The 18,154-nt window shown below is 68.3% G+C and carries 23 protein-coding genes; 11 read left to right on the top strand and 12 right to left on the bottom strand.

What is annotated here, in order from left to right; genetic code table 11:
* The first annotated feature begins 51 nt into the window (after positions 1–51).
* On the top strand, positions 52–894 hold the full coding sequence (locus tag ABC319_RS07215; RefSeq protein ID WP_413069567.1) for a metallophosphoesterase: 843 nt from the start codon (positions 52–54) through the stop codon (positions 892–894).
* A 31-nt stretch (positions 895–925) separates the two neighbouring features.
* On the opposite strand, the gene ABC319_RS07220 is transcribed toward ABC319_RS07215, so the two are convergent.
* From ABC319_RS07220 to ABC319_RS07230, 3 genes are all read right to left on the bottom strand, one after another.
* Entirely contained in the window at positions 926–1,111 is a 186-nt protein-coding gene (locus tag ABC319_RS07220; protein ID WP_413069568.1) for a DUF1328 family protein, read from the bottom strand.
* Between the two features lie 14 nt (positions 1,112–1,125).
* Positions 1,126–1,623, bottom strand: a complete 498-nt coding sequence (locus ABC319_RS07225; protein WP_413069569.1) for a Dps family protein — start codon at positions 1,621–1,623, stop codon at positions 1,126–1,128.
* A gap of 62 nt (positions 1,624–1,685) precedes the next feature.
* The gene (locus ABC319_RS07230; protein ID WP_413069570.1) at positions 1,686–2,000 is read right to left on the bottom strand and encodes a hypothetical protein; all 315 of its coding nucleotides are present in this window, start codon (positions 1,998–2,000) and stop codon (positions 1,686–1,688) included.
* 183 nt (positions 2,001–2,183) lie between these two features.
* Between ABC319_RS07230 and rpmG the strand changes: the two genes are divergently transcribed.
* Positions 2,184–2,351: a 50S ribosomal protein L33 gene (rpmG, locus tag ABC319_RS07235; RefSeq protein WP_007407030.1), complete on the top strand. Its 168-nt coding sequence runs from the start codon at positions 2,184–2,186 to the stop codon at positions 2,349–2,351.
* Between the two features lie 149 nt (positions 2,352–2,500).
* On the opposite strand, the gene ABC319_RS07240 is transcribed toward rpmG, so the two are convergent.
* On the bottom strand, positions 2,501–2,863 hold the full coding sequence (locus ABC319_RS07240) for a response regulator (protein WP_413069571.1): 363 nt from the start codon (positions 2,861–2,863) through the stop codon (positions 2,501–2,503).
* Between the two features lie 31 nt (positions 2,864–2,894).
* Here ABC319_RS07240 and ABC319_RS07245 point away from each other — a divergent pair, with 31 nt between their 5' ends.
* The 5 genes from ABC319_RS07245 (at position 2,895) to ABC319_RS07265 (ending at position 6,729) form a co-directional block, all read left to right on the top strand.
* Positions 2,895–3,167, top strand: coding sequence for a DUF3572 family protein (locus ABC319_RS07245; RefSeq protein WP_413069572.1), 273 nt, complete (start codon positions 2,895–2,897; stop codon positions 3,165–3,167).
* Entirely contained in the window at positions 3,164–3,784 is a 621-nt protein-coding gene (locus tag ABC319_RS07250; protein WP_413069573.1) for an HAD family hydrolase, read from the top strand. Before ABC319_RS07245 ends, ABC319_RS07250 begins: the two co-directional genes overlap by 4 nt.
* Positions 3,785–3,941: 157 nt before the next feature.
* Positions 3,942–5,018 (top strand): acyltransferase family protein, encoded by a 1,077-nt coding sequence (locus ABC319_RS07255; protein WP_413069574.1) that lies wholly within the window; start codon positions 3,942–3,944, stop codon positions 5,016–5,018.
* Positions 5,019–5,096: 78 nt separating this feature from the next.
* Entirely contained in the window at positions 5,097–5,573 is a 477-nt protein-coding gene (locus tag ABC319_RS07260) for a RidA family protein (protein WP_413069575.1), read from the top strand.
* A 25-nt stretch (positions 5,574–5,598) separates the two neighbouring features.
* On the top strand, positions 5,599–6,729 hold the full coding sequence (locus ABC319_RS07265) for a GNAT family N-acetyltransferase (protein ID WP_413069576.1): 1,131 nt from the start codon (positions 5,599–5,601) through the stop codon (positions 6,727–6,729).
* Here the strand turns inward: ABC319_RS07265 and ABC319_RS07270 are convergent.
* A complete protein-coding gene (locus ABC319_RS07270; RefSeq protein ID WP_413069577.1) occupies positions 6,693–8,300 on the bottom strand; it encodes a hypothetical protein in 1,608 nt (535 codons plus the stop codon). The two genes, ABC319_RS07265 and ABC319_RS07270, sit on opposite strands and share 37 nt — an antisense overlap.
* Before the next feature lie 106 nt (positions 8,301–8,406).
* Positions 8,407–9,627 (bottom strand): argininosuccinate synthase, encoded by a 1,221-nt coding sequence (locus ABC319_RS07275; RefSeq protein ID WP_413069578.1) that lies wholly within the window; start codon positions 9,625–9,627, stop codon positions 8,407–8,409.
* Between the two features lie 125 nt (positions 9,628–9,752).
* On the opposite strand from ABC319_RS07275, the gene ABC319_RS07280 reads away from it, so the two are divergent.
* Positions 9,753–10,145, top strand: coding sequence for an EF-hand domain-containing protein (locus tag ABC319_RS07280; protein WP_413069579.1), 393 nt, complete (start codon positions 9,753–9,755; stop codon positions 10,143–10,145).
* Between the two features lie 51 nt (positions 10,146–10,196).
* Here ABC319_RS07280 and ABC319_RS07285 read toward each other — a convergent pair whose 3' ends face one another.
* Genes ABC319_RS07285 through ABC319_RS07295 form a run of 3 tightly spaced genes read right to left on the bottom strand, consistent with a single transcriptional unit; the run spans position 10,197 to position 12,951 of the window.
* A complete protein-coding gene (locus tag ABC319_RS07285; protein ID WP_413069580.1) occupies positions 10,197–11,417 on the bottom strand; it encodes a class I SAM-dependent methyltransferase in 1,221 nt (406 codons plus the stop codon).
* 56 nt (positions 11,418–11,473) lie between these two features.
* Positions 11,474–12,229, bottom strand: a complete 756-nt coding sequence (locus ABC319_RS07290) for a molybdopterin-dependent oxidoreductase (RefSeq protein ID WP_413069581.1) — start codon at positions 12,227–12,229, stop codon at positions 11,474–11,476.
* Positions 12,226–12,951, bottom strand: a complete 726-nt coding sequence (locus ABC319_RS07295; protein WP_413069582.1) for a cytochrome b/b6 domain-containing protein — start codon at positions 12,949–12,951, stop codon at positions 12,226–12,228. Before ABC319_RS07295 ends, ABC319_RS07290 begins: the two co-directional genes overlap by 4 nt.
* A 26-nt stretch (positions 12,952–12,977) precedes the next feature.
* On the opposite strand from ABC319_RS07295, the gene ABC319_RS07300 reads away from it, so the two are divergent.
* Positions 12,978–13,589, top strand: a complete 612-nt coding sequence (locus ABC319_RS07300) for a flavin reductase family protein (RefSeq protein WP_413069583.1) — start codon at positions 12,978–12,980, stop codon at positions 13,587–13,589.
* Here the strand turns inward: ABC319_RS07300 and ABC319_RS07305 are convergent.
* The 3 genes from ABC319_RS07305 to ABC319_RS07315 are packed head-to-tail and all read right to left on the bottom strand — an operon-like array spanning position 13,583 to position 16,067.
* Positions 13,583–14,338 (bottom strand): sulfite exporter TauE/SafE family protein, encoded by a 756-nt coding sequence (locus ABC319_RS07305; protein WP_413069584.1) that lies wholly within the window; start codon positions 14,336–14,338, stop codon positions 13,583–13,585. The two genes, ABC319_RS07300 and ABC319_RS07305, sit on opposite strands and share 7 nt — an antisense overlap.
* Positions 14,331–15,530 carry a dual-specificity RNA methyltransferase RlmN gene (gene rlmN, locus ABC319_RS07310; protein WP_413069585.1) on the bottom strand — a complete coding sequence of 400 codons (1,200 nt, stop codon included), beginning with the start codon at positions 15,528–15,530 and terminating at the stop codon, positions 14,331–14,333. The genes ABC319_RS07305 and rlmN overlap by 8 nt, the downstream gene beginning before the upstream one ends.
* Positions 15,531–15,575: 45 nt before the next feature.
* On the bottom strand, positions 15,576–16,067 hold the full coding sequence (locus ABC319_RS07315) for a hypothetical protein (RefSeq protein WP_413069586.1): 492 nt from the start codon (positions 16,065–16,067) through the stop codon (positions 15,576–15,578).
* 146 nt (positions 16,068–16,213) lie between these two features.
* On the opposite strand from ABC319_RS07315, the gene ABC319_RS07320 reads away from it, so the two are divergent.
* Together ABC319_RS07320 and dnaN are read left to right on the top strand one after the other, a co-directional pair.
* Entirely contained in the window at positions 16,214–16,867 is a 654-nt protein-coding gene (locus ABC319_RS07320; protein WP_413069587.1) for an outer membrane protein, read from the top strand.
* A gap of 121 nt (positions 16,868–16,988) precedes the next feature.
* Entirely contained in the window at positions 16,989–18,107 is a 1,119-nt protein-coding gene (gene dnaN, locus ABC319_RS07325) for a DNA polymerase III subunit beta (protein WP_413069588.1), read from the top strand.
* Positions 18,108–18,154: the final 47 nt, after the last annotated feature.

Raw genomic sequence — 18,154 nt, forward strand, 5'->3', positions numbered from 1 at the left:
TACGGTTCCGGGCGGGTCGACGGACGCGGCAATGTCCGTAAAGAGGCCGGCATGACGATGGTTCGACGCGCCGTGCTCGCCCTGCTGATGCTGATGATCGCGGGCCTGGGCTTGCTGGCGCTGGGATACCGCAACGCGCGTGCCGACCCCGTGGTGCGGCGGATCGCGGTCGCCCTGCCCGGCTGGCCTGCGGGCGCGCGCCCGGTGACGGTCGCGCTGCTGGGCGATATCCATATCGGCAGCGCGACGATGGATGCGGCACGGCTGGACCGCATCGTCGCGCAGGTGAACGCGCAGCGACCCGACCTGATCGTGATGGTCGGCGACTTCATCGTCGGGCACGAACCGGGCAGCGCGGCGCGGCTGGCGCCGGCGCTGGTCGCGCCACTGTCGCGGTTGCGCGCGCCGCTGGGCGTCGTCGCAGTGCCGGGCAATCACGATCACTGGACCGGCGTGGCGGCGGTGACGACGGCACTGGACCAGGCGGGCGTGCTGGTGCTGCGGAACGGGGCGGCGGCACGCGGACCGCTGGCGATCGCCGGGCTCGACGACCGGCCGACGCGGCATGCGCGGCTGGCGACGACGCTGGCCGCGATCGAGGCGCTGGACGGCGCCGGGGTGATGATCGCCCATTCGCCGATACTGGGCGGGCGCCCGTCGGCGCGTATTCGGCTGGTGCTGGCGGGGCATACGCATTGCGGACAGGTGGTGCTGCCGATCATCGGTGCGCCGCGACAGGTGACGAACCCGCACTATCGCTGCGGCGTCGTCCGCGATCCGGCACGGCTGACGGTGGTCACCGCCGGACTGGGGACCAGCGTCCTGCCGGTGCGGTTCGGCGCGCCGCCGGATTTCTGGCTGGTGCGGCTGGGCGGTATCCGGGCTGCCCTCTAGCGGAGGCGCCGGAGCGCCTCCGCCGCAGCGCTCAGTCGATCGCGTCCTTCACCTTCTTGCCGGCCATCAGGCTGAGCACGAAGAAGATGACGAACAGCGCCAGCGCGATGAAGAACAGGATCTTGGCGATGCCGACAAAGGCCCCGCCGATCCCGCCGAAACCGAGCGCGCCGAGCACGAGCCCGGCGACGAGGAAGATGAGCGCGAGTTTCAACATGGTACCGGGTTCCCTCAGCTGGTGCGGCTTGCCTCGAACAGGAACCAGGCGCGTTCCTCGGCCTGATCGATCCAGTCGTCGGCGAGGCTGGAGGTCGCGGTGTCGTTCGCTTCCTCGGCCCGCTCGCGGGCATCGCGCAGCGCCTCGACCAGTTTCAGATTATCCTCGCGCAGTTCGGCCAGCATCTCGTGCGGGGGGACGAAATCGCGGTCGTTGTCGGCGATCTGCTGGCGCCGGCCGATGTCGCCGATCGAGCGCAGCGTGGTGTTGCCCGTCTTGCGGACCCGCTCCGCGATCAGGTCGGTCACGCCCAGGATCTGGGTCGCCTGATCGTCGAGCATCAGGTGATAGTCGCGGAAATGCGGGCCCGACACGTGCCAGTGAAAATTCTTGGTCTTGATGTAGAGCGCGTAGCAATCCGCCAGGGCGATGTTCAGCGCCTCCGCCACCGACCTGGTGTCGTTGCGGTTCAGGTCGCTGGGGGTGGAAAGTGCGGGATCGACGTCGGCCATGAAGGACTCCGGTTGGGGTTCGCAGGCGAAACGACCGGGCGTCCGAATGGGTCCGTGCCGGATCAGGCGGCGAGGCGCACCGAACAGGCGGCGGCGAACACGTCGCACGTGGCCAGATCCGACGATTCGGCCGCCACCGCATCGACGAGCAGCGACAGCCAGCCGTGGATCGAGCCGTTGCCCCGCGCCAGCACGGTGCAAAGGAAATGGGTGACGGTGACCACCGGGTCCAGCCCGGCCGCATGGGCGATGCGCCGGATCATGTCGAGGTCGGCGGCGATCTGCGCCGCGCCGGCATAGGGTGCGCGCACGTCGAGCGCGGTGATGCGCGCGGTCAGATCGGCGCGCACCGCGGCGATATCGATGGCCTGTCCCATTCCCTCTCCCCTTGTGCGATCGTTGGCGTGGATGATGCGCGGGCGATGGTTAAGCCGGCGTATAAAGGCGCTGCCGATGGCCATTCCGGTTGACTTCGCCGGTCGCTTGCGCCATGCGCCGCGACTGATCGAGCGGTGGCCTCGCGGCTGGCCGCTCTCTTATTTTTTCAGGAACCGAGGCTCATGGCCAAGCCGACCACCGTCAAGATCAAGCTCGTCAGCTCCGCCGACACCGGCTTCTTCTACGTCACCAAGAAGAACCCGCGCACGAAGACCGAGAAGCTGAGCTTCAACAAGTATGATCCCGTCGTGCGCAAGCATGTCGAGTTCAAGGAAGCCAAGATCAAGTAATCCGCGGACGGCGGCCGTTCGCGGCCATCGGCGCGTAACCGATCGGCATGCAGGACCGCGGGTGGCGACACCCGCGGTTTTTCGTCGTCATGGTGGGTGGACACGGGAGCGGGAAGGCGAAGACGCCGAGTGCCGGCCCATGCCCCCCTTCACGCCAGCCGGTTCACCGCCTCCATGAAGCGCGACAGGCTGATCGGTTTCGATACATAGGCGTCCGCGCCGGCGCCGCGGATGCGCTCCTCGTCGTCGCGGCCGGCATAGGCGGTCACCGCCATGATCGGGATGCGGCGCAGGCGCTCGTCGGCCTTGATCGCCAGGATCAGCTCGTATCCGGTGACATGGGGCATCTGGATGTCCATGACGATCAGGTCGGGCATCACGGCCAGCGCGCGCGCTACCCCCTCGCGCCCGTCACGCACCGGCTCGGCGATCCAGCCGTGCGCGCGCAGCAGGTCGCAGAAGAGCTTCAGGTTGAGTTCGTTGTCCTCGACAACGAGCACCTTTTTCGCCACGCGTTCGATCATCCTTCCTCGACGATATGCAATGACCCGCGCCAACACAAACGACAACGCGGCCGAACTGGCCCTGCACGCCCTTGCGTGGACGCTGGCTGAACCGGCGCGGGCGGAGCGACTGCTGGCGACCACCGGGCTGGACCCGTCCGACCTGCGCGCGCGGGTGGGCGAGCCGGCGGTGCTGGCGGCGGTGCTCGGCTTCCTGGAGGCGCACGAGCCCGACCTGATCGCCGCCGCCGACGCACTGGACTGCCGCCCGGCGGCACTGGTGGCGGCGCGCGAGGCACTGGAGACACGATGAAGCCGCTGTTGATCACCGACTGCGACGAGGTGCTCGTCCACATGGTCCGCCACTTCCGCGACTGGCTGGACGAGGCGCACGCGATCGACTTCGACATCGGCCGGGGCGATTTCACCAGCAGCATGACCAGGCGAAACGGGGCGGCGGCGCCATCGCAGGAGGAGATGTGGGGGCTGCTGGGTGGCTTCTTCCCGGCCGAGATGGCCCGCCAGACGCTGGTCCCCGGCGCGGCGGAGGCGCTGCGGGCGCTGGCGGCACAGGCCGATATCGTGATCCTGACCAACCTGTCCGATGCCTGCCACGCGGCGCGGGTCGAACAGCTGTCCGCCTTCGGGATCGCACACCGGGTGGTCTGCAACCAGGGCGGCAAGGGCGCGCCGGTCGCCGCGCTGGTGGCCGAGCATGGCGCGACCGTGACGGTGTTCGTCGACGATCTGGCCGTCCACCACGATTCGGTCGCGCGCCATGCGCCCGGCGTCCACCGGCTGCACATGGTGTCCGAACCCGCACTGGCCCCCGCCCTGCCCCCCGCCCCGGCCGCCCACGCCCGCATCGACGACTGGACCGAGGCACGAGCGTGGATCGAGGCACGCTTCGCCGCGGGTGGGGCGGCGTAGCGCGTCATCTTACCATTGACCCCGCCTTTACCGACCACCTTTACCCACGGTGGCAACGCAGCCGATTCAGGAACGCCATGACGACAGCATTGTCACGACTTGATGCTGCGGGACCAGCCCGCTCGCTGGCTGGCCGTTCGCCGCTGATGGGCCGACCATGACGTCCGCGTCGATCGCGTCGGCAGCGCCGAGTGCCGACCCTGGCCCCGCCGTAGGCGGCCGAGCCGCATCCGACGCCGCGGCTGCAAAGGGTCACGGCCGGTTCGCGGTGCTGGATGGCTGGCGTGCGACCAGCATTTGCCTGGTGCTGGCCGGGCATCTGCTGCCGCTGGGGCCCGGTCGATGGGGTGTCAACGTCGCCGTGGCGGGTACCGGAATGGCATTGTTCTTCATCCTGTCGGGTTTTCTGATCACCAGGTTCCTGGAGAGCGGGGCAGACCTGCGCGTCTTCATCATTCGACGCTTCTTTCGCATCGTGCCGCTCGCGTGGGTGGTGATGACGATCCTGCTGGTGATCGATGACGCTCCCTCCGGCACATGGGCGGCGAATTACCTTTTCTATGCGAACCTGCCACCGCAGCAGCTGGTGGGTGCGGGAGGCCATCTGTGGAGCCTCTGCGTAGAAATGCATTTCTATGTCGGCATCGCGCTGTTCGTGGCGATCTGCGGCCGGCGCAGCCTGATCGCGCTTCCCCTGATCGCCATCGCGGCAACGGCCCTGCGGATGACCGACCATCGCTATATGGATATCGTCACCTGGTTCAGGATCGACGAGATCCTGGCGGGCGGCATCCTCGCGCTGTGCTACAGCGGGCGGTATGGCGAAGGCGTGCAGCGACTGCTGGGACGGATCAATCCCTATTGGCTGATGCCGCTGCTGGTCCTCTCCGCCCTGCCGGCGGCGGGGCCGTTCAACTATCCCAGGCCCTATATCGCGGCGGCGTTGATCGGCGCGACGCTGTTCAACCCTCCGCCGTTGCTGTCACGTGTCTTCTCCGGACGGATTGCCAGCTATGTCGCGGCGATCTCGTACGCGGTGTACATCCTGCATATTCCGCTCGCCGCGACATGGCTGGGCAGCGGCAGCAGCAAGTTGGTCACGTATGCCAAGCGGCCGCTGCTTTTTGCGGCGATCACCGTGCTGGCACATCTGTCGACGTACCGCTTCGAGCAGCCGTGCATCGCCTTCGCCAAGAAACTGACGCGCGGCATAAGGGTACGGGCGCCCGAATAACCGAACGTCGCGCTTGATCTATCGCGCACCGGCCCAGCGGGCTTGACCAGCCCGACCCCGGAGGGCAGTTCCGGCGGCATGACCGAACAGATCGATCGCGCGCTGGAGCAGCTGGGCCTCTCCCTTCCCGAAGCGGCGGCGCCCGTCGCCGCCTATGTCTCCGTCGTCGAGAACGACGGTTTGCTGCACCTGTCGGGGCAGCTGCCGTTCATCGACGGCAAGCTGGTGACCGGGCGGCTGGGCGAGAACGTCTCGCTGGAAGAGGGCCAGGCGGCGGCGCAGGCGTGCGGGCTGATGATCGTGGCGCAGTTGAAGAAGCATCTGGGCGATCTGTCGCGGGTGCGGCGGATCGTGAAGCTGGGCGTGTTCGTCAACTCGGCCGCCGATTTCACCGATCAGGCGAAGGTCGCGAACGGCGCGTCGGAGCTGATGGCGACGCTGTTCGGCGATGCCGGCAAGCATGCCCGCTCGGCCGTCGGCGTGCCCGTGCTGCCGCTGGGTGCGGCGGTCGAGATCGATGCGATCGTCGCGATCGGCGATCCGCTGGCGGGTTGAGGGCGGACACCCTATCTGAGCGGCGATGACCGACGTCACCGCCCGCCTGCACGACGGCGTCCGCGCCATTCCGGCCGCCGACTGGGACGCGTGCGCCGGCCCGGGCAATCCGTTCGTCGGCCATGATTTTCTGGCAGCGCTGGAGGAATCCGGGTCGGTCGGCGGGCGATCGGGCTGGCAGCCGCTGCCGATCGTGATCGAGGGGGCCGACGGCCGCCCTGCGGGGATCGCCCCCGCCTATGCCAAGAGCCACAGCCAGGGCGAATATGTGTTCGACCATGGCTGGGCGGACGCCTGGGAACGGGCGGGCGGATCCTATTACCCCAAATTGCAGATCGCCGCGCCGTTCAGCCCGGTGCCGGGGCCCCGGTTGCTGCTGCGCGATCCGGATGCCGCGCCAGCGCTGATCGGGGCGATCGAGGCTGTGGCGGACCAGAACGGGCTGTCGTCGGCGCATGCGACCTTTGTCGACGCCGCGCAGGTCCCGCTGTTCGAGGCGGCGGGATGGCTGATCCGTCAGGGCACGCAGTTTCACTGGGCGAACGACGGCTATGCGACGTTCGACGACTTTCTGGCGGCGCTGGCCAGCCGCAAGCGCAAGGCGATCCGCAAGGAGCGCGCGGCGGCGGTCGAGGGGCTGACGATCCGGCACCTGACCGGCGACGCGATCGAACCGCACCACTGGGATGCGTTCTGGCGATTCTATCAGGATACCGGCAACCGCAAATGGGGACGGCCCTATCTGACCCGTGCGTTCTTCCCGCTGCTGGGGCGGACGCTGGGGGAGCGAGTGCTGCTGATCCTGGCGGAACGCGACGGGGTACCGATCGCGGGGGCGCTGAACCTGATCGGCGACGATGCTCTGTATGGGCGGTACTGGGGCGCCACCGAGGAGGTGCCGTTCCTGCACTTCGAGTTGTGCTATTATCAGGCAATCGACGCCGCGATCGCGCGCGGGCTGGCGCGAGTCGAGGCGGGCGCGCAGGGTGAGCACAAGCTGGCGCGCGGGTATGTGCCGGTGCCGACCTGGTCGGCGCACTATATCCCCGATCCGAATTTTCGCCGCGCCGTGGGCGACTTCCTGGTGCGTGAGCGCGAGGGCGTGACGGCCGACGCGGATTATCTGGCGACGATGGCGCCGTTCCGCCGCGGCTGAAGCGGCGTCAGGGTGACGGGCGGCGGCTGGGTACGATCGTCGATGCGGAACAGCGTGTCGCGGCCGCTGCGCCAGATCGGCGTCATGCCCTTCACCAATGCCGGATCATAGACGGGCGGGTTGAGCAGCCAGACATAGTCGAAGGCGCCGCGCGGGAAATTGTTGAGCGCCATCGCCACCGGTCGCCACCACTCCCCGCGGCAACGGCGGTCGGTGACGACCTGCGACGGATCGTGCGCATAGCCACCGGCGGCGTAGTAGCGCGTGGTCAACTGCTGCGCGCCGGCCATCGACCACTGGTCGTTGGTGTAGGCGAGCTTGCGGACCAGCAGCATGCCCGGAATATGCTCCAGCCGCGAATAGGCCCAGTCGTCCGAACAGCGCCGGCCGACGAAGCTGACGACGCGGGCGCGGTCCGGCAGCTTGTCGAGCGCGGTCAGGACGCGATCGTAGCGCTGGTCGTAGAGCCAATAGCTCCACGTCGTGCCGGCGAGCCGCGCGCCGAAGAACGCCAGCCCCAGCACCGCAAGGGTCGCCATGCTGCGCGGCGACACGCCCGGACGGGGGCGCAGCGCGATGACCGCGATCGCCAGCGCGAACGGGGCGAGGCGCATATCGGCATAAGCCGAGCCGAAGACGATGCGCGGCAGCACCAGGAACATCGCGCCGAGGAACGCCGCGGACAGCGCCAGATTGCGCGAGTAGACGATCCGCCGGTCGCGCACGCCCTTGATCAGGATGGCGAACAGCACGCTGGCGGACAGCACGTCCCACAGCATCCAGCGGTCGCGGAGCACCATCAGTACCCAGCTGTACTTGGCGTTCCAGTTGAACCAGTCGGCGGTCTGCCCGGTGACGTGATCGCCCGAGCGCCAGAAGATCATCAGCGCCATCGGCAGCGCGAGCGGGATGCAGCCGAGCCCGGCGCGGATCCATGATTCCAGCCAGTGGCCGCCCCGCCCGTCCTTGCGCAGATCATGCTGGCGGATCATCTCGGCCGAAAAGGCGAGGACGCCCAATACGCCCCAGCCGAAGGTGTGGCAGACCCACAGGGCGCACGAGAGCGGAACGAAGACGATCGCGCGGAACCGCAGCCGTCCGAGGCGGGCGAGGCGCAGCCACCACGCGAACAGGTTCAGCGCCAGCGCCATCGACAGGGCGAAGTTCACGAAGCCGAACTGGAACGGATAGCTGTAGGCCAGCGGCAGCGCGAACAGCGCGGTGGACGGGATGCGCCCATGCACCTCGCGGGCGATCCAGAGCAGCCCGGCGACGGTCAGCGCGGGGATCGCCATGACGATCAGCTTGACCGTCAGCTCGAGCCCGAACACCGGCGCGAGCGGAATGATGAGCAGGTCGATGCCGAGATTGCCGATCAGCGACCAGCGGAAATCATACCATTGGTTGAGCCACGGATTGTCGCCGATCGCCAGTTGCACACGGTACCGGGCCATATGGCCCGGCAGATCGACAAGCGGCGGAATGTCCGGCCACAGCAGCGGGACGATCGCGGCCAACGCCATCGCCGCGACGAACAGGCGCGTCTGCCACCAATGCAGCTTTTCCCCCATCCGGCCAGCCTTAGGGCGATGGACTCGGTGGTGCAACGTGGTTGCGGTGGGTGGCTGATATCCGGACCGTCACCCCGGCGCAGGCCGGAATGACGGTCCGGACAATTCAGCGGTCGCGGCGGCCCAGCAGGCGGAGGCGAAGCGCGTTCAGCTTGATGAAGCCGGCGGCGTCGCGCTGGTCATAGGCACCCTGATCGTCCTCGAACGTCACCACCTTCTCGCTGTACAGCGAGTGCGGCGAGCGGCGGCCGGTGACGCTGCACGATCCCTTGTACAGCTTCAGCCGGACGGTGCCTGTCACCTTGGCCTGGCTGTAATCGACCGCGGCCTGCAGCATCTCGCGCTCCGGCGAGAACCAGAAGCCGTTATAGACCAGCTCGGCATAACGCGGCGCCAGTTCGTCCTTCAGGTGCGCGGCGCCGCGATCGAGCGTGATCTGTTCGATCCCGCGATGCGCCATCGCATAGATGGTGCCGCCCGGCGTCTCGTACATGCCGCGGCTCTTCATGCCGACGAAGCGGTTCTCGACCAGATCGAGCCGGCCGATGCCGTGCCGGCGACCGAGATCGTTCAGCGCCGCCAGCAGCGTCGCCGGGCTCATCGCCTCGCCGTTCAGGGCGACGCCGTCGCCACGCTCGAAATCGATCGTGATCGTCTCGGGCGCGTCGGGCGCATCCTCGGGATTGACGGTGCGCGAGTAGACGTAGTCCGGCACCTCGTCCCACGGATCCTCCAGCACCTTGCCCTCGGACGAGGTGTGCAGCAGGTTCGCGTCGGTCGAGAACGGCGCCTCGCCGCGCTTGTCCTTCGACACCGGGATCTGGTGCGCCTCGGCGAACTCGATCAGCCGGGTACGGCTGGTCAGGTCCCACTCGCGCCAGGGCGCGATGACCTTGATGTCCGGGGCGAGCGCGTAATAGCCCAGCTCGAAGCGGACCTGATCGTTGCCCTTGCCCGTCGCGCCGTGGCTGACCGCATCGGCGCCGACCTGACGCGCGATCTCGATCTGGCGCTTGGCGATCAGCGGCCGCGCGATCGAGGTGCCGAGCAGGTACGTGCCCTCGTAGAGCGCGTTGGAGCGCATCATCGGGAACACGTAGTCGCGGACGAACTCCTCACGAAGGTCGTCGATGAAGATGTGCTCGGGCTTGACGCCCATCAGCTCCGCCTTGGCGCGGGCGGGCTCCAGCTCCTCGCCCTGACCCAGGTCGGCGGTGAAGGTGACGACCTCGCAGCCATATTCCTGCTGCAGCCATTTCAGGATGACGCTGGTGTCCAGCCCGCCCGAATAGGCGAGGACGACCTTCTTGATGCCGCTATCGTTCATGGGTCGCGCCCCTATGCGCTGGCGGGCGCCCATGCAACCGTTACACTTGCAACCTTTGCGCGCGTTCAGCGGTGATGCAGGCGACGGGCGCCATGTGCGCGCCTGATGAACGGAGTTCCTGCCCCATGCGCCTGATGATCGTCGCCCTGCCCCTCCTGGCCCTGTCCGCACTGGCCGCCCTGCCCGCCGCCGCGCAGGAGACCCGCGCGTCCGCCGCGGCCAAGTTCGGCAAGGAGTTCGCCGCCTCCGACACCAACAAGGACGGCGTGCTGACCCGTGCCGAGGTGCAGGCGCGGATCGGCAACATGGGTGCCGGCGCGAAGAAGATCGACGCGGTGCATGCCAAGCGGCTGACCGACCTGTGGTTCGACAAGGCCGATGCCGACAAGAACGGCAAGGTGACGCAGGCCGAGGCGCAGGCGCTGCTGGCGGCGACGTTCGCCAAGTACGATGCGGACAAGGACGGCAAGATCGGGACGGCGGAGCGGCAGTCGGCGAAGCGAGCGGCAGGGCGGTAACTTCGCCCGGCCTTGCCCCGACCGATCTCCTGCGGCCGCAGGAACACGGGATTACCGCAAGGCCCGCTCCGTCTCACCGATATAGTCGCGCGTGAGCGGGACGGTGAGACGCTGTTTCGACAGCTGGATCTGGTAGTTGCACATGCCGCCCGTCCGGAACGCGGCGGCGGCGCCGGCGAGATAGAAGGTCCATAGCCGGTAGAAGCGTTCGTCGTAGAGCGCGACGATCTGGTTCTTCGCGGCCACGGTGCGGTCGTACCAATGGTCGATCGTCATGGCGTAGTGGACGCGCAGCACCTCGACGTCGGTCGGGAACAGGCGCGTCCCCTCGTACCCGCGCACGATCTCCGACAGGGCGGGATTGTAGCCGCCCGGGAAGATGTACTTGGTCGTGAAGGTGTCGGTGACGCCCGGCCCGCCCATCCGGCCGATGGTGTGGAGCAGCATCACGCCATCGTCGGCGAGCAGCTCGCGACACTGGCGGAAGAACGCCTTGTAGTGCGCCGGGCCGACATGTTCGAACATGCCGACCGACACGATCCGGTCGAACTGGCCGGTGACGTGGCGGTAATCGATCAGCTCGAACCGCACCTTGTCGGCGACGCCCGCCGCCTGGGCACGGGCGCGGGCCACCTTCAGCTGCTCCTCGGACAGGGTGATGCCCAGCACCTCCGCCCCCGTCGTCCGGTGGAGGTAAAGCGCCATCCCGCCCCAGCCGCAGCCGATGTCGAGGACGGTCATGCCGGGTTTCAGGAGCAGCTTGGCGGCGATGTGCGCCTTCTTGTCCGCCTGCGCCTGTTCCAGCGAGTTGGCGGGATCGGTGAAATAGGCGCAGCTGTACTGGCGGTCGGCATCGAGGAAGAGGTCGTAGAGCCGGTCGGACAGGTCGTAATGATGGGCGACGTTGCGCTTCGATCGGCGGGCCATGTTGACGCGGTCGATCCGGTGGATCAGCGCGCCCGCCGCGCGGATCGGCAGGCTGGGCTTCAGCCCGCCGCCCTGCTCCCACGGACGGTTGCCCTTCAGCAGATTGACGAGGTCGCGGATGTCGCCGTCCTCGACCACCAGCTTGCCGTCCATGAACGCCTCTGCCGCGCCCAGCGCCGGGTGGCGGACGATACGGCCGGTGACGCCGGGATCCGTGAAGCGGATGGTGACGGGGCGGAACGCCGGATCGGGGGTGCCGAGCGTCAGCCGGCGTCCGTCGGCATGGATGATGGTCAGTTGGCCACGCTGTACCTGGCCGGCGAGGAAACGATCGATCAGCGCCATGGCGCGCCTGCTAACGCGACCTTGCGTCGAACGCCACCGCTTCGATCACGCTCGATTCAGATACCGGCGTACCAGTCGTAATCGACATTGTCCTCCCAGTATCCGCCCTTGCCCTGGCCGATCCCGTCGAGGCTGGCGACGGCATCGACCCGCATCAGGTATTTGGCGTGCTTGTATCCCAGCTGCCGCTCGACGCGCAGGCGACAGGGCGCGCCGTTCATCACCGGCAGGAACCGGTCGTTGAGCGCCCAGGCGAGAATCGTCTGCGGGTGGAAGGCATCGACCAGGTCGATCGTCTCGTAATAGGGGACGCCGCCGTACAGGTCCGCGCAGGTGAACATGACGTAGCGGGCGGCATCGCGCAGGCCGGCGGCGCGCAGGACGGTGGCAAGGGTCGGCCCCTGCCACTTGGCGATGGCGCTCCACCCCTCGACACAGTCGTGCCGGGTGATCTGCGCCCGTTGCGGCATCGCGCCCAGATCCGACAGCGACAGCGACAGCGGTTGGGCGACGAGGCCGCCGACCGCGAGCCGCCAGTCGGCGAAGCGCCCCTCCTGAAGAGCGCGATAGGCAGGCGTGACGGGATCGCGGGTGCCGTTGGGCCGGAAGAAGGGCGAGCGCTGGGCCGCAGTATATTCCGGTGCCAGCGCACCGCGATCCATCAGCGCGCGGTGGAGCCCGCGCTGCATCTCCTCACCCGCGAACAGGATGCGGCGGGCGGCGGGGACCTGCACCACCCGGTCGCAGCCGGAAAGGATCAGGCCGGCCCCGCCCGCCACGCCGGCGGACAGCATGTCGCGACGGCGGATCATTCGGGCACCCTCCACCGGCCGGTCAACATCGAGCGGACCTCGTTCAGCGGCCCGGCCAGGATCACCAGCACGAGGTGGACGATCGTGAACAGGCCGATGCCGGTCGCCGTCAGGAAATGGATCGTCCGCGCCGATTGCCGGCCACCCAGCAGGTCGAGCACCCATGGCCACGCCGCGTTCATGCCCGGCGACAGCGCGATTCCGGTCAGGATGGCGAGTGGCAGCGCGACGAAGATGACCGCGATGTAGGACAGCTTCTGGAAGATGTTGTAGTCGCGCGGGCGTTCCGGATCGTGGAAACGGAAGTTCAGGTGTGCGCGGAAATCCGCCCATAGATGGGCCGCGCTCAGCTCGCGCCGGTGCAGGCGCAGGTCGCGGGCGAAGTGGCGATTGACCAGGCTCCAGATCATATAGCCCAGCAGCCCGAATCCCAGCACCAGCGCGAAGAACAGGTGCCACCGCCGCGAGATCGCCAGATTGTAGCTGGCCGGTATCGTGATCCATGCCGGAAATCGCGGCAGCTCCAGCCAGGCGGCGTCGAAGTTCGCGCCGTAGCGCCCCCAGTAGAGCCGCGGATGCGCGTTCGAGATGCCGAGGCCGGAACCGAGCAGGATGAAGATCGCAACGGCATTGACCCAGTGCCACAGCCGGGTGCCGATCGCGTGCCGCTTGACGACAGATCCGGGGGGCAGATCCTCGGTGATGACGGGGGGTGCGTCCATCGGGTCGATGTAGCAGTTATCGTCGCATGACCGAATGGCATTTCTACGAACCCGCGCACGGCCACGGGCTGGCGCACGATCCCCTGAACGCGATCGTCGCGCCCCGGCCGATCGGCTGGATCTCGACGATATCGCCGTCGGGAAAGCGCAACCTGGCGCCGTACAGCTTCTTCAACCTGATCAACTATCGCCCGCCGCTAATCGCCTTTTCGTCATCGGGGTGGAAGGATTCGGTCGCCAATGTCGAGGCGACGGGCGAGTTCGTCTGGAACCTCGCGACACGCCCGCTGGCGGAGGCGATGAACGCGACCTCCGCGACGACCGACCAGGACGAGTTCGCGCTGGCCGGGCTGGAGGCAGCCCCGTCGCGGCTGGTCGCGCCGCCGCGGGTCGCGGCGAGCCCGGTGGCGTTCGAATGCCGGTTGACCCAGTTGATCCGGCTGGAGACGAAGGAGCACCAGCCGATCGACCAGTGGCTGGTTATCGGCGAGGCAGTGGGGATCCACATCGACGCGTCGCTGATCGACGAAGGCGTGTACCAGACGGCCAAGGCACGCCCGATCTCGCGCGGGGGTGGTCCGGCCGATTACTTCGAGACCACCGAGGCGGCCCTGTTCCGGATGCGGCGCCCTCAATAGGCGCGTGCGAAGAACACGGCGGTGGTCGCGGCGGTGACGAGCAGCGTCCACCAGCGCACCGCGACCGCCGGCAGCCGCTTGCCGATCGCCGCGCCCAGCCAGCCGCCGGCCAGACCGCCGGCGATCATCGGCACGCAGGCGTCCCAGCGGATCATGCCCATCGCGACGAACACGATCGCCGCCGCGAAATTGGCGACCGCCAGCATCAGCGTGCGCGGCGCGAACATGCCGCGTGGCGTCTCGCCCGCCAGCAGGCCATAGGTCGCGGTCGTCATGATGCCGACGCCACCCCCGAAATAACCGCCATAGGTGCCGAGCACCGCCTGCGCGACCAGCAGCGTCGTACGCCCGATCGTCACCCGCCGCGCCAGCCATGCCGCCAGCCGCGGGCCGAGCGCGATCGCCAGGAAGGCGATCAGCAGCAGCCATGGCACGATCAGGTCGAACGCATGTCCGGGCGTGACGACCAGCAGCGCGCTGCCGGCGAGCCCGCCGACGATGGTGATCGCCGCCAGCAGCCGCACCGGAACGCCGCCGACCGGCTTCAGCTCGTCGCGAAACGCCCAGGCGCTGGTCGCGGCACCGGGCATCAGGGCAAGGTTCGAGGTGGCGTTGGCGATGTTGGCCGGCGTGCCGATCGCCAGCAGCGCCGGCATCGTCGCGAACGTGCCGCCGCCCGCCAGCGCGTTCATCGCGCCCCCCAGGATGCCCGCCCCCGCCGCCAGGGCGAGCGTCGGCAGATCAGGCAAGCGCCGCTGCCGCCTCGCGGTCCAGCTCCGCGCGGCTCTTCTTCTCGGCTGCGGTCTTCAGCTGGCCGCAGGCGGCGTCGATATCGCGCCCGCGCGGGGTCCGGACGGGAGCTGAGATGCCGCCCTCGAACACGATGTTCGAGAAGGCACGCACCCGTTCCGGCGTCGAGCATTCGTACGCGGCGCCGGGCCAGGGATTGAACGGGATCAGGTTGACCTTCGCCGGCAGGTCGTAGTGGCGCAGCAGGCGGACGAGCTCGCGCGCGTCAGCATCCGAATCGTTCTTGTCCTTCAACATGACGTATTCGAACGTGATGCGCCGGGCATTGTTGGCGCCGGGATAGTCGGCACAGGCCTGCAGCAGCTGTTCGATGCCGTATTTGCGGTTGAGCGGCACGATCTCGTCGCGCACCTCCTTGGTCACCGCATGGAGCGAGACGGCGAGGTTCACGCCGATCTCCTCGCCCGCGCGCGCCATCATCGGCACGACGCCGGATGTCGACAGGGTGATCCGCCGCTTCGACAGGGCCAGCCCGTCGCCGTCCATCACCAGCTTCAACGCGTCGCGCACCGCATCGAAGTTATACAGCGGCTCGCCCATCCCCATCATGACGATGTTGGTGAGCAGCCGCCCCTCCGGCTGCGACGGCCATTCGCCCAGCGCGTCGCGCGCCAGCATCACCTGGCCGACGATCTCGCCGGCGGTCAGGTTGCGGACCAGGCGCATCGTGCCGGTATGGCAGAAGGTGCAGTTCAACGTGCAGCCGACCTGGCTCGACACGCACAGCGTGCCGCGATCGGCATCGGGGATGAAGACCGCCTCGTAATCCTGCCCGTCGGGCGAGCGGAGCAGCCACTTGCGGGTGCCGTCGGTCGACACCTGCGCCTCGACGATCTCGGGACGGCCGACGACAAAGCGCTCGGCCAGCCAGGGATGCTGCGCCTTCGCGATGTCGGTCATCTGCGAAAATTCGGTCGCGCCGCGATTGTAGAGCCAGTGCCAGATCTGCTTGGCGCGCAGCTTCGCCTGACGCAGCTCCATCCCGGCATCGAGCAGCGCCTGGCGCAGCTGGTCCCTGGACAGCCCGATCAGGTCGACACGGCCATCGGGGCGCGCGGCCGGTGCGGCGCGGGGCACCGGCACGGGATCGACGTGGCCCGGAATGGGCATCAGGTTCGCGGCTGTCTGCATGACGCGCACATAGCGCGGATCGCCGCGATTTTCCACTGCCCGCGATCAGCGCAGCGCGGCGCAGGCCAGCGCGGCGGCGTCGATCGCGGTGGCGGCGCCGGCGAGCGCGTAGCTGTCGGCGAAGGGATGGCCGCCGATGCCGACCGCCTCCACGCTCATGCTGCGGCCGGATCGCAGCGCGGCGGCGATTGCGCGGTCGCTGGCGGCGTCGGCGGCGAACGCGTCGCTGCCGGTGGCGACGAGCCGGAACCGCCGCTCGCCGACGCTGAGCGTGACCGGCTGGTCCGGCTTCACCGGCCGGCTGAGCCGGACGTGCAGCGACGACCGCAGGCTGCGCGAAGGCCAGGTGCCGACCGCAACGAAGGGCTGCCCGACGCGGACCCTGCCCTGCGGCTGGGCGATCGCATAGCAGCGCTCCGGATCGCGGAACGCCGCCCAGCCGCGATAGACGCCCACGGTGTCGCGCGCATCCGCCGCGCCGGCGGCCAGCACCAGTGCCACCGTCCAAGCGATGCGGAACGTGATGCGGAAAGCCATAACGTTCCCGCCCTTCGTTGCGCTGTGGCGCGATGGCAACAGGTTTTCACGTTTAGGCGAGGTTCATGCAGCCCCCGCCGGATTCGGTCATTGGACCCCCACGTCCCCCGATCGGAAGCGGGGACGACACGAACATCGGAGTTCTTATGCGTACAATTATCGCCACCCTGTCGCTCGCCTGCGCGATGGCCGCCGCCCCCGCCATGGCCCAGTCGGTCGATCCCGTGTTCACCGGCCCGCGCATCGAGGGCACGCTGGGCTGGGACAATCTGAAGGCGGGCAGCAGCGTCGACGTTCCCGGCGGCGGCGACCGCCAGTCGACCGACGGCCTGCTGTACGGCGTCGGCGTCGGATACGACCTCGCGGTCGGCGGCTTCGTCGTCGGTGCCGAGGCGGAGATCGCCGATTCGACCGCGAAGACCGGCCGGCGCAGCTATACACAGGACTTCGGCTATGGCCGGGTGAAGACGGGCCGCGACCTTTACGTTGGTGCGCGCGCCGGCATCCAGGCGACGCCGTCGACGCTCGTCTACGTCAAGGGCGGCTACACCAATGCGCGGCTGAACGTCCTGGCGGGCACCAGCAACCAGTCGACCGATACCGACTTCAACCTGGACGGCTGGCGCCTGGGTGCGGGCGCCGAACATGCGCTGAGCCCCAACAGCTTCGTGAAGCTGGAGTACCGCTATTCCAACTACAGCCGCGGCGACATCCGCTATCCGGACGGCGCCACGACCGCGCGGTTCGACGTGGATACCGACCGCCACCAGATCGCGGCGAGCTACGGCTTCCGCTTCTGATCGCGTTTACGCCGCATTCACCATTGCGGCCCGAGGGGGTCGGAGCGCTTGCTCCGGCCCCTTTTCCATGGGTAGGAACGGGCAACACATGTCCCGGATTCGACGGGGCCAGGGGAATCGCATGAAGGCCACCATCGAACGCGCCACGCTGCTAAAGGGATTGAGCCACGTCCAGTCCGTGGTGGAGCGTCGCAACACCATTCCCATCCTGTCGAACGTCCTGATCGAGGCGACCGCCGAGGGCACGCTGAAGCTGATGGCGACCGATCTGGACCTGCAGATCAACGAATTGATCGCCGCGGCGGTCGACCAGCCGGGATCGACGACCGTGTCGGCGCACACGCTGTTCGACATCGCCCGCAAGCTGCCAGAGGGATCGCAGGTCCAGCTGACCGCCGCCGAGGGGCGGATGACGATCGTCGCCGGTCGCGCCCGCTTCTCGCTCGGCACGCTGCCGCGCGACGATTTCCCGGTGATCGCCGAGGGTGAGCTGCCGACCCAGTTCGAGCTGCCGGCAGAGACGCTGAAGCAGATCATCGACAAGACGCGCTTCGCCATCTCGACCGAAGAGACGCGCTATTACCTGAACGGCATCTTCCTGCACGTCGCCGGCGCCGACGGTTCGGACCCGGTGCTGAAGGCGGCGGCGACCGACGGCCACCGGCTGGCGCGCGTCACCCTGCCCCGCCCCGAGGGCGCAGAGAACATGCCGGACGTGATCGTGCCGCGCAAATGCGTCGGCGAGCTACGCAAGCTGCTCGACGAGGTCGACGGATCGGTCGGCGTATCGCTGTCGGGCACCAAGATCCGTTTCGATCTGGGCCGTGCGATCCTGACGTCGAAGCTGATCGACGGCACCTTCCCCGATTACTCGCGCGTCATCCCCACCGGCAACGACAAGATCCTGAAGCTCGATCCGAAGAGCTTCATGGAGGGCGTCGACCGCGTCTCGACGATCGCGACCGAGAAGACGCGCGCGGTGAAGATGGCGCTGGACCGCGACCGCATCACCCTGTCGGTGACCAGCCCGGAAAACGGCACCGCCGCCGAGGAAGTGCCCGGCGAATATGTCGCCGCCGCGTTCGAGATCGGCTTCAACAGCCGGTATCTGATGGACATTCTGGGCCAGATCGACGGCGACAGCGTCGAGGTCCACCTGGCCGACGCCGCCGCCCCCACACTGATCCGCGAGAACGACAAGAGCCCGGCACTCTACGTGCTGATGCCGATGCGGGTCTGACGGGAGCGGGCCGCCGCCGCGCCGCGCGGGTGGCCCGACCCCCTCGT

This window comes from Sphingomonas phoenicis (genome assembly GCF_047238005.1).
Classification (GTDB): domain Bacteria; phylum Pseudomonadota; class Alphaproteobacteria; order Sphingomonadales; family Sphingomonadaceae; genus Sphingomonas.

Coding starts and splice junctions, on each gene's coding strand:
- ABC319_RS07220 (WP_413069568.1), bottom strand. CDS start 1,111: ATGTTGAAACTCGCGCTCATCTTCCTCGTCGCCGGGCTCGTGCTCGGC.
- ABC319_RS07315 (WP_413069586.1), bottom strand. CDS start 16,067: ATGGCTTTCCGCATCACGTTCCGCATCGCTTGGACGGTGGCACTGGTG.
- ABC319_RS07280 (WP_413069579.1), top strand. CDS start 9,753: ATGCGCCTGATGATCGTCGCCCTGCCCCTCCTGGCCCTGTCCGCACTG.
- ABC319_RS07285 (WP_413069580.1), bottom strand. CDS start 11,417: ATGGCGCTGATCGATCGTTTCCTCGCCGGCCAGGTACAGCGTGGCCAA.
- ABC319_RS07260 (WP_413069575.1), top strand. CDS start 5,097: ATGACCGAACAGATCGATCGCGCGCTGGAGCAGCTGGGCCTCTCCCTT.
- ABC319_RS07255 (WP_413069574.1), top strand. CDS start 3,942: ATGACGTCCGCGTCGATCGCGTCGGCAGCGCCGAGTGCCGACCCTGGC.
- dnaN (WP_413069588.1), top strand. CDS start 16,989: ATGAAGGCCACCATCGAACGCGCCACGCTGCTAAAGGGATTGAGCCAC.
- ABC319_RS07275 (WP_413069578.1), bottom strand. CDS start 9,627: ATGAACGATAGCGGCATCAAGAAGGTCGTCCTCGCCTATTCGGGCGGG.
- rlmN (WP_413069585.1), bottom strand. CDS start 15,530: ATGCAGACAGCCGCGAACCTGATGCCCATTCCGGGCCACGTCGATCCC.
- ABC319_RS07265 (WP_413069576.1), top strand. CDS start 5,599: ATGACCGACGTCACCGCCCGCCTGCACGACGGCGTCCGCGCCATTCCG.
- ABC319_RS07215 (WP_413069567.1), top strand. CDS start 52: ATGACGATGGTTCGACGCGCCGTGCTCGCCCTGCTGATGCTGATGATC.
- ABC319_RS07320 (WP_413069587.1), top strand. CDS start 16,214: ATGCGTACAATTATCGCCACCCTGTCGCTCGCCTGCGCGATGGCCGCC.
- ABC319_RS07225 (WP_413069569.1), bottom strand. CDS start 1,623: ATGGCCGACGTCGATCCCGCACTTTCCACCCCCAGCGACCTGAACCGC.
- ABC319_RS07270 (WP_413069577.1), bottom strand. CDS start 8,300: ATGGGGGAAAAGCTGCATTGGTGGCAGACGCGCCTGTTCGTCGCGGCG.
- ABC319_RS07250 (WP_413069573.1), top strand. CDS start 3,164: ATGAAGCCGCTGTTGATCACCGACTGCGACGAGGTGCTCGTCCACATG.
- rpmG (WP_007407030.1), top strand. CDS start 2,184: ATGGCCAAGCCGACCACCGTCAAGATCAAGCTCGTCAGCTCCGCCGAC.
- ABC319_RS07230 (WP_413069570.1), bottom strand. CDS start 2,000: ATGGGACAGGCCATCGATATCGCCGCGGTGCGCGCCGATCTGACCGCG.
- ABC319_RS07295 (WP_413069582.1), bottom strand. CDS start 12,951: ATGGACGCACCCCCCGTCATCACCGAGGATCTGCCCCCCGGATCTGTC.
- ABC319_RS07300 (WP_413069583.1), top strand. CDS start 12,978: ATGACCGAATGGCATTTCTACGAACCCGCGCACGGCCACGGGCTGGCG.
- ABC319_RS07290 (WP_413069581.1), bottom strand. CDS start 12,229: ATGATCCGCCGTCGCGACATGCTGTCCGCCGGCGTGGCGGGCGGGGCC.
- ABC319_RS07245 (WP_413069572.1), top strand. CDS start 2,895: ATGACCCGCGCCAACACAAACGACAACGCGGCCGAACTGGCCCTGCAC.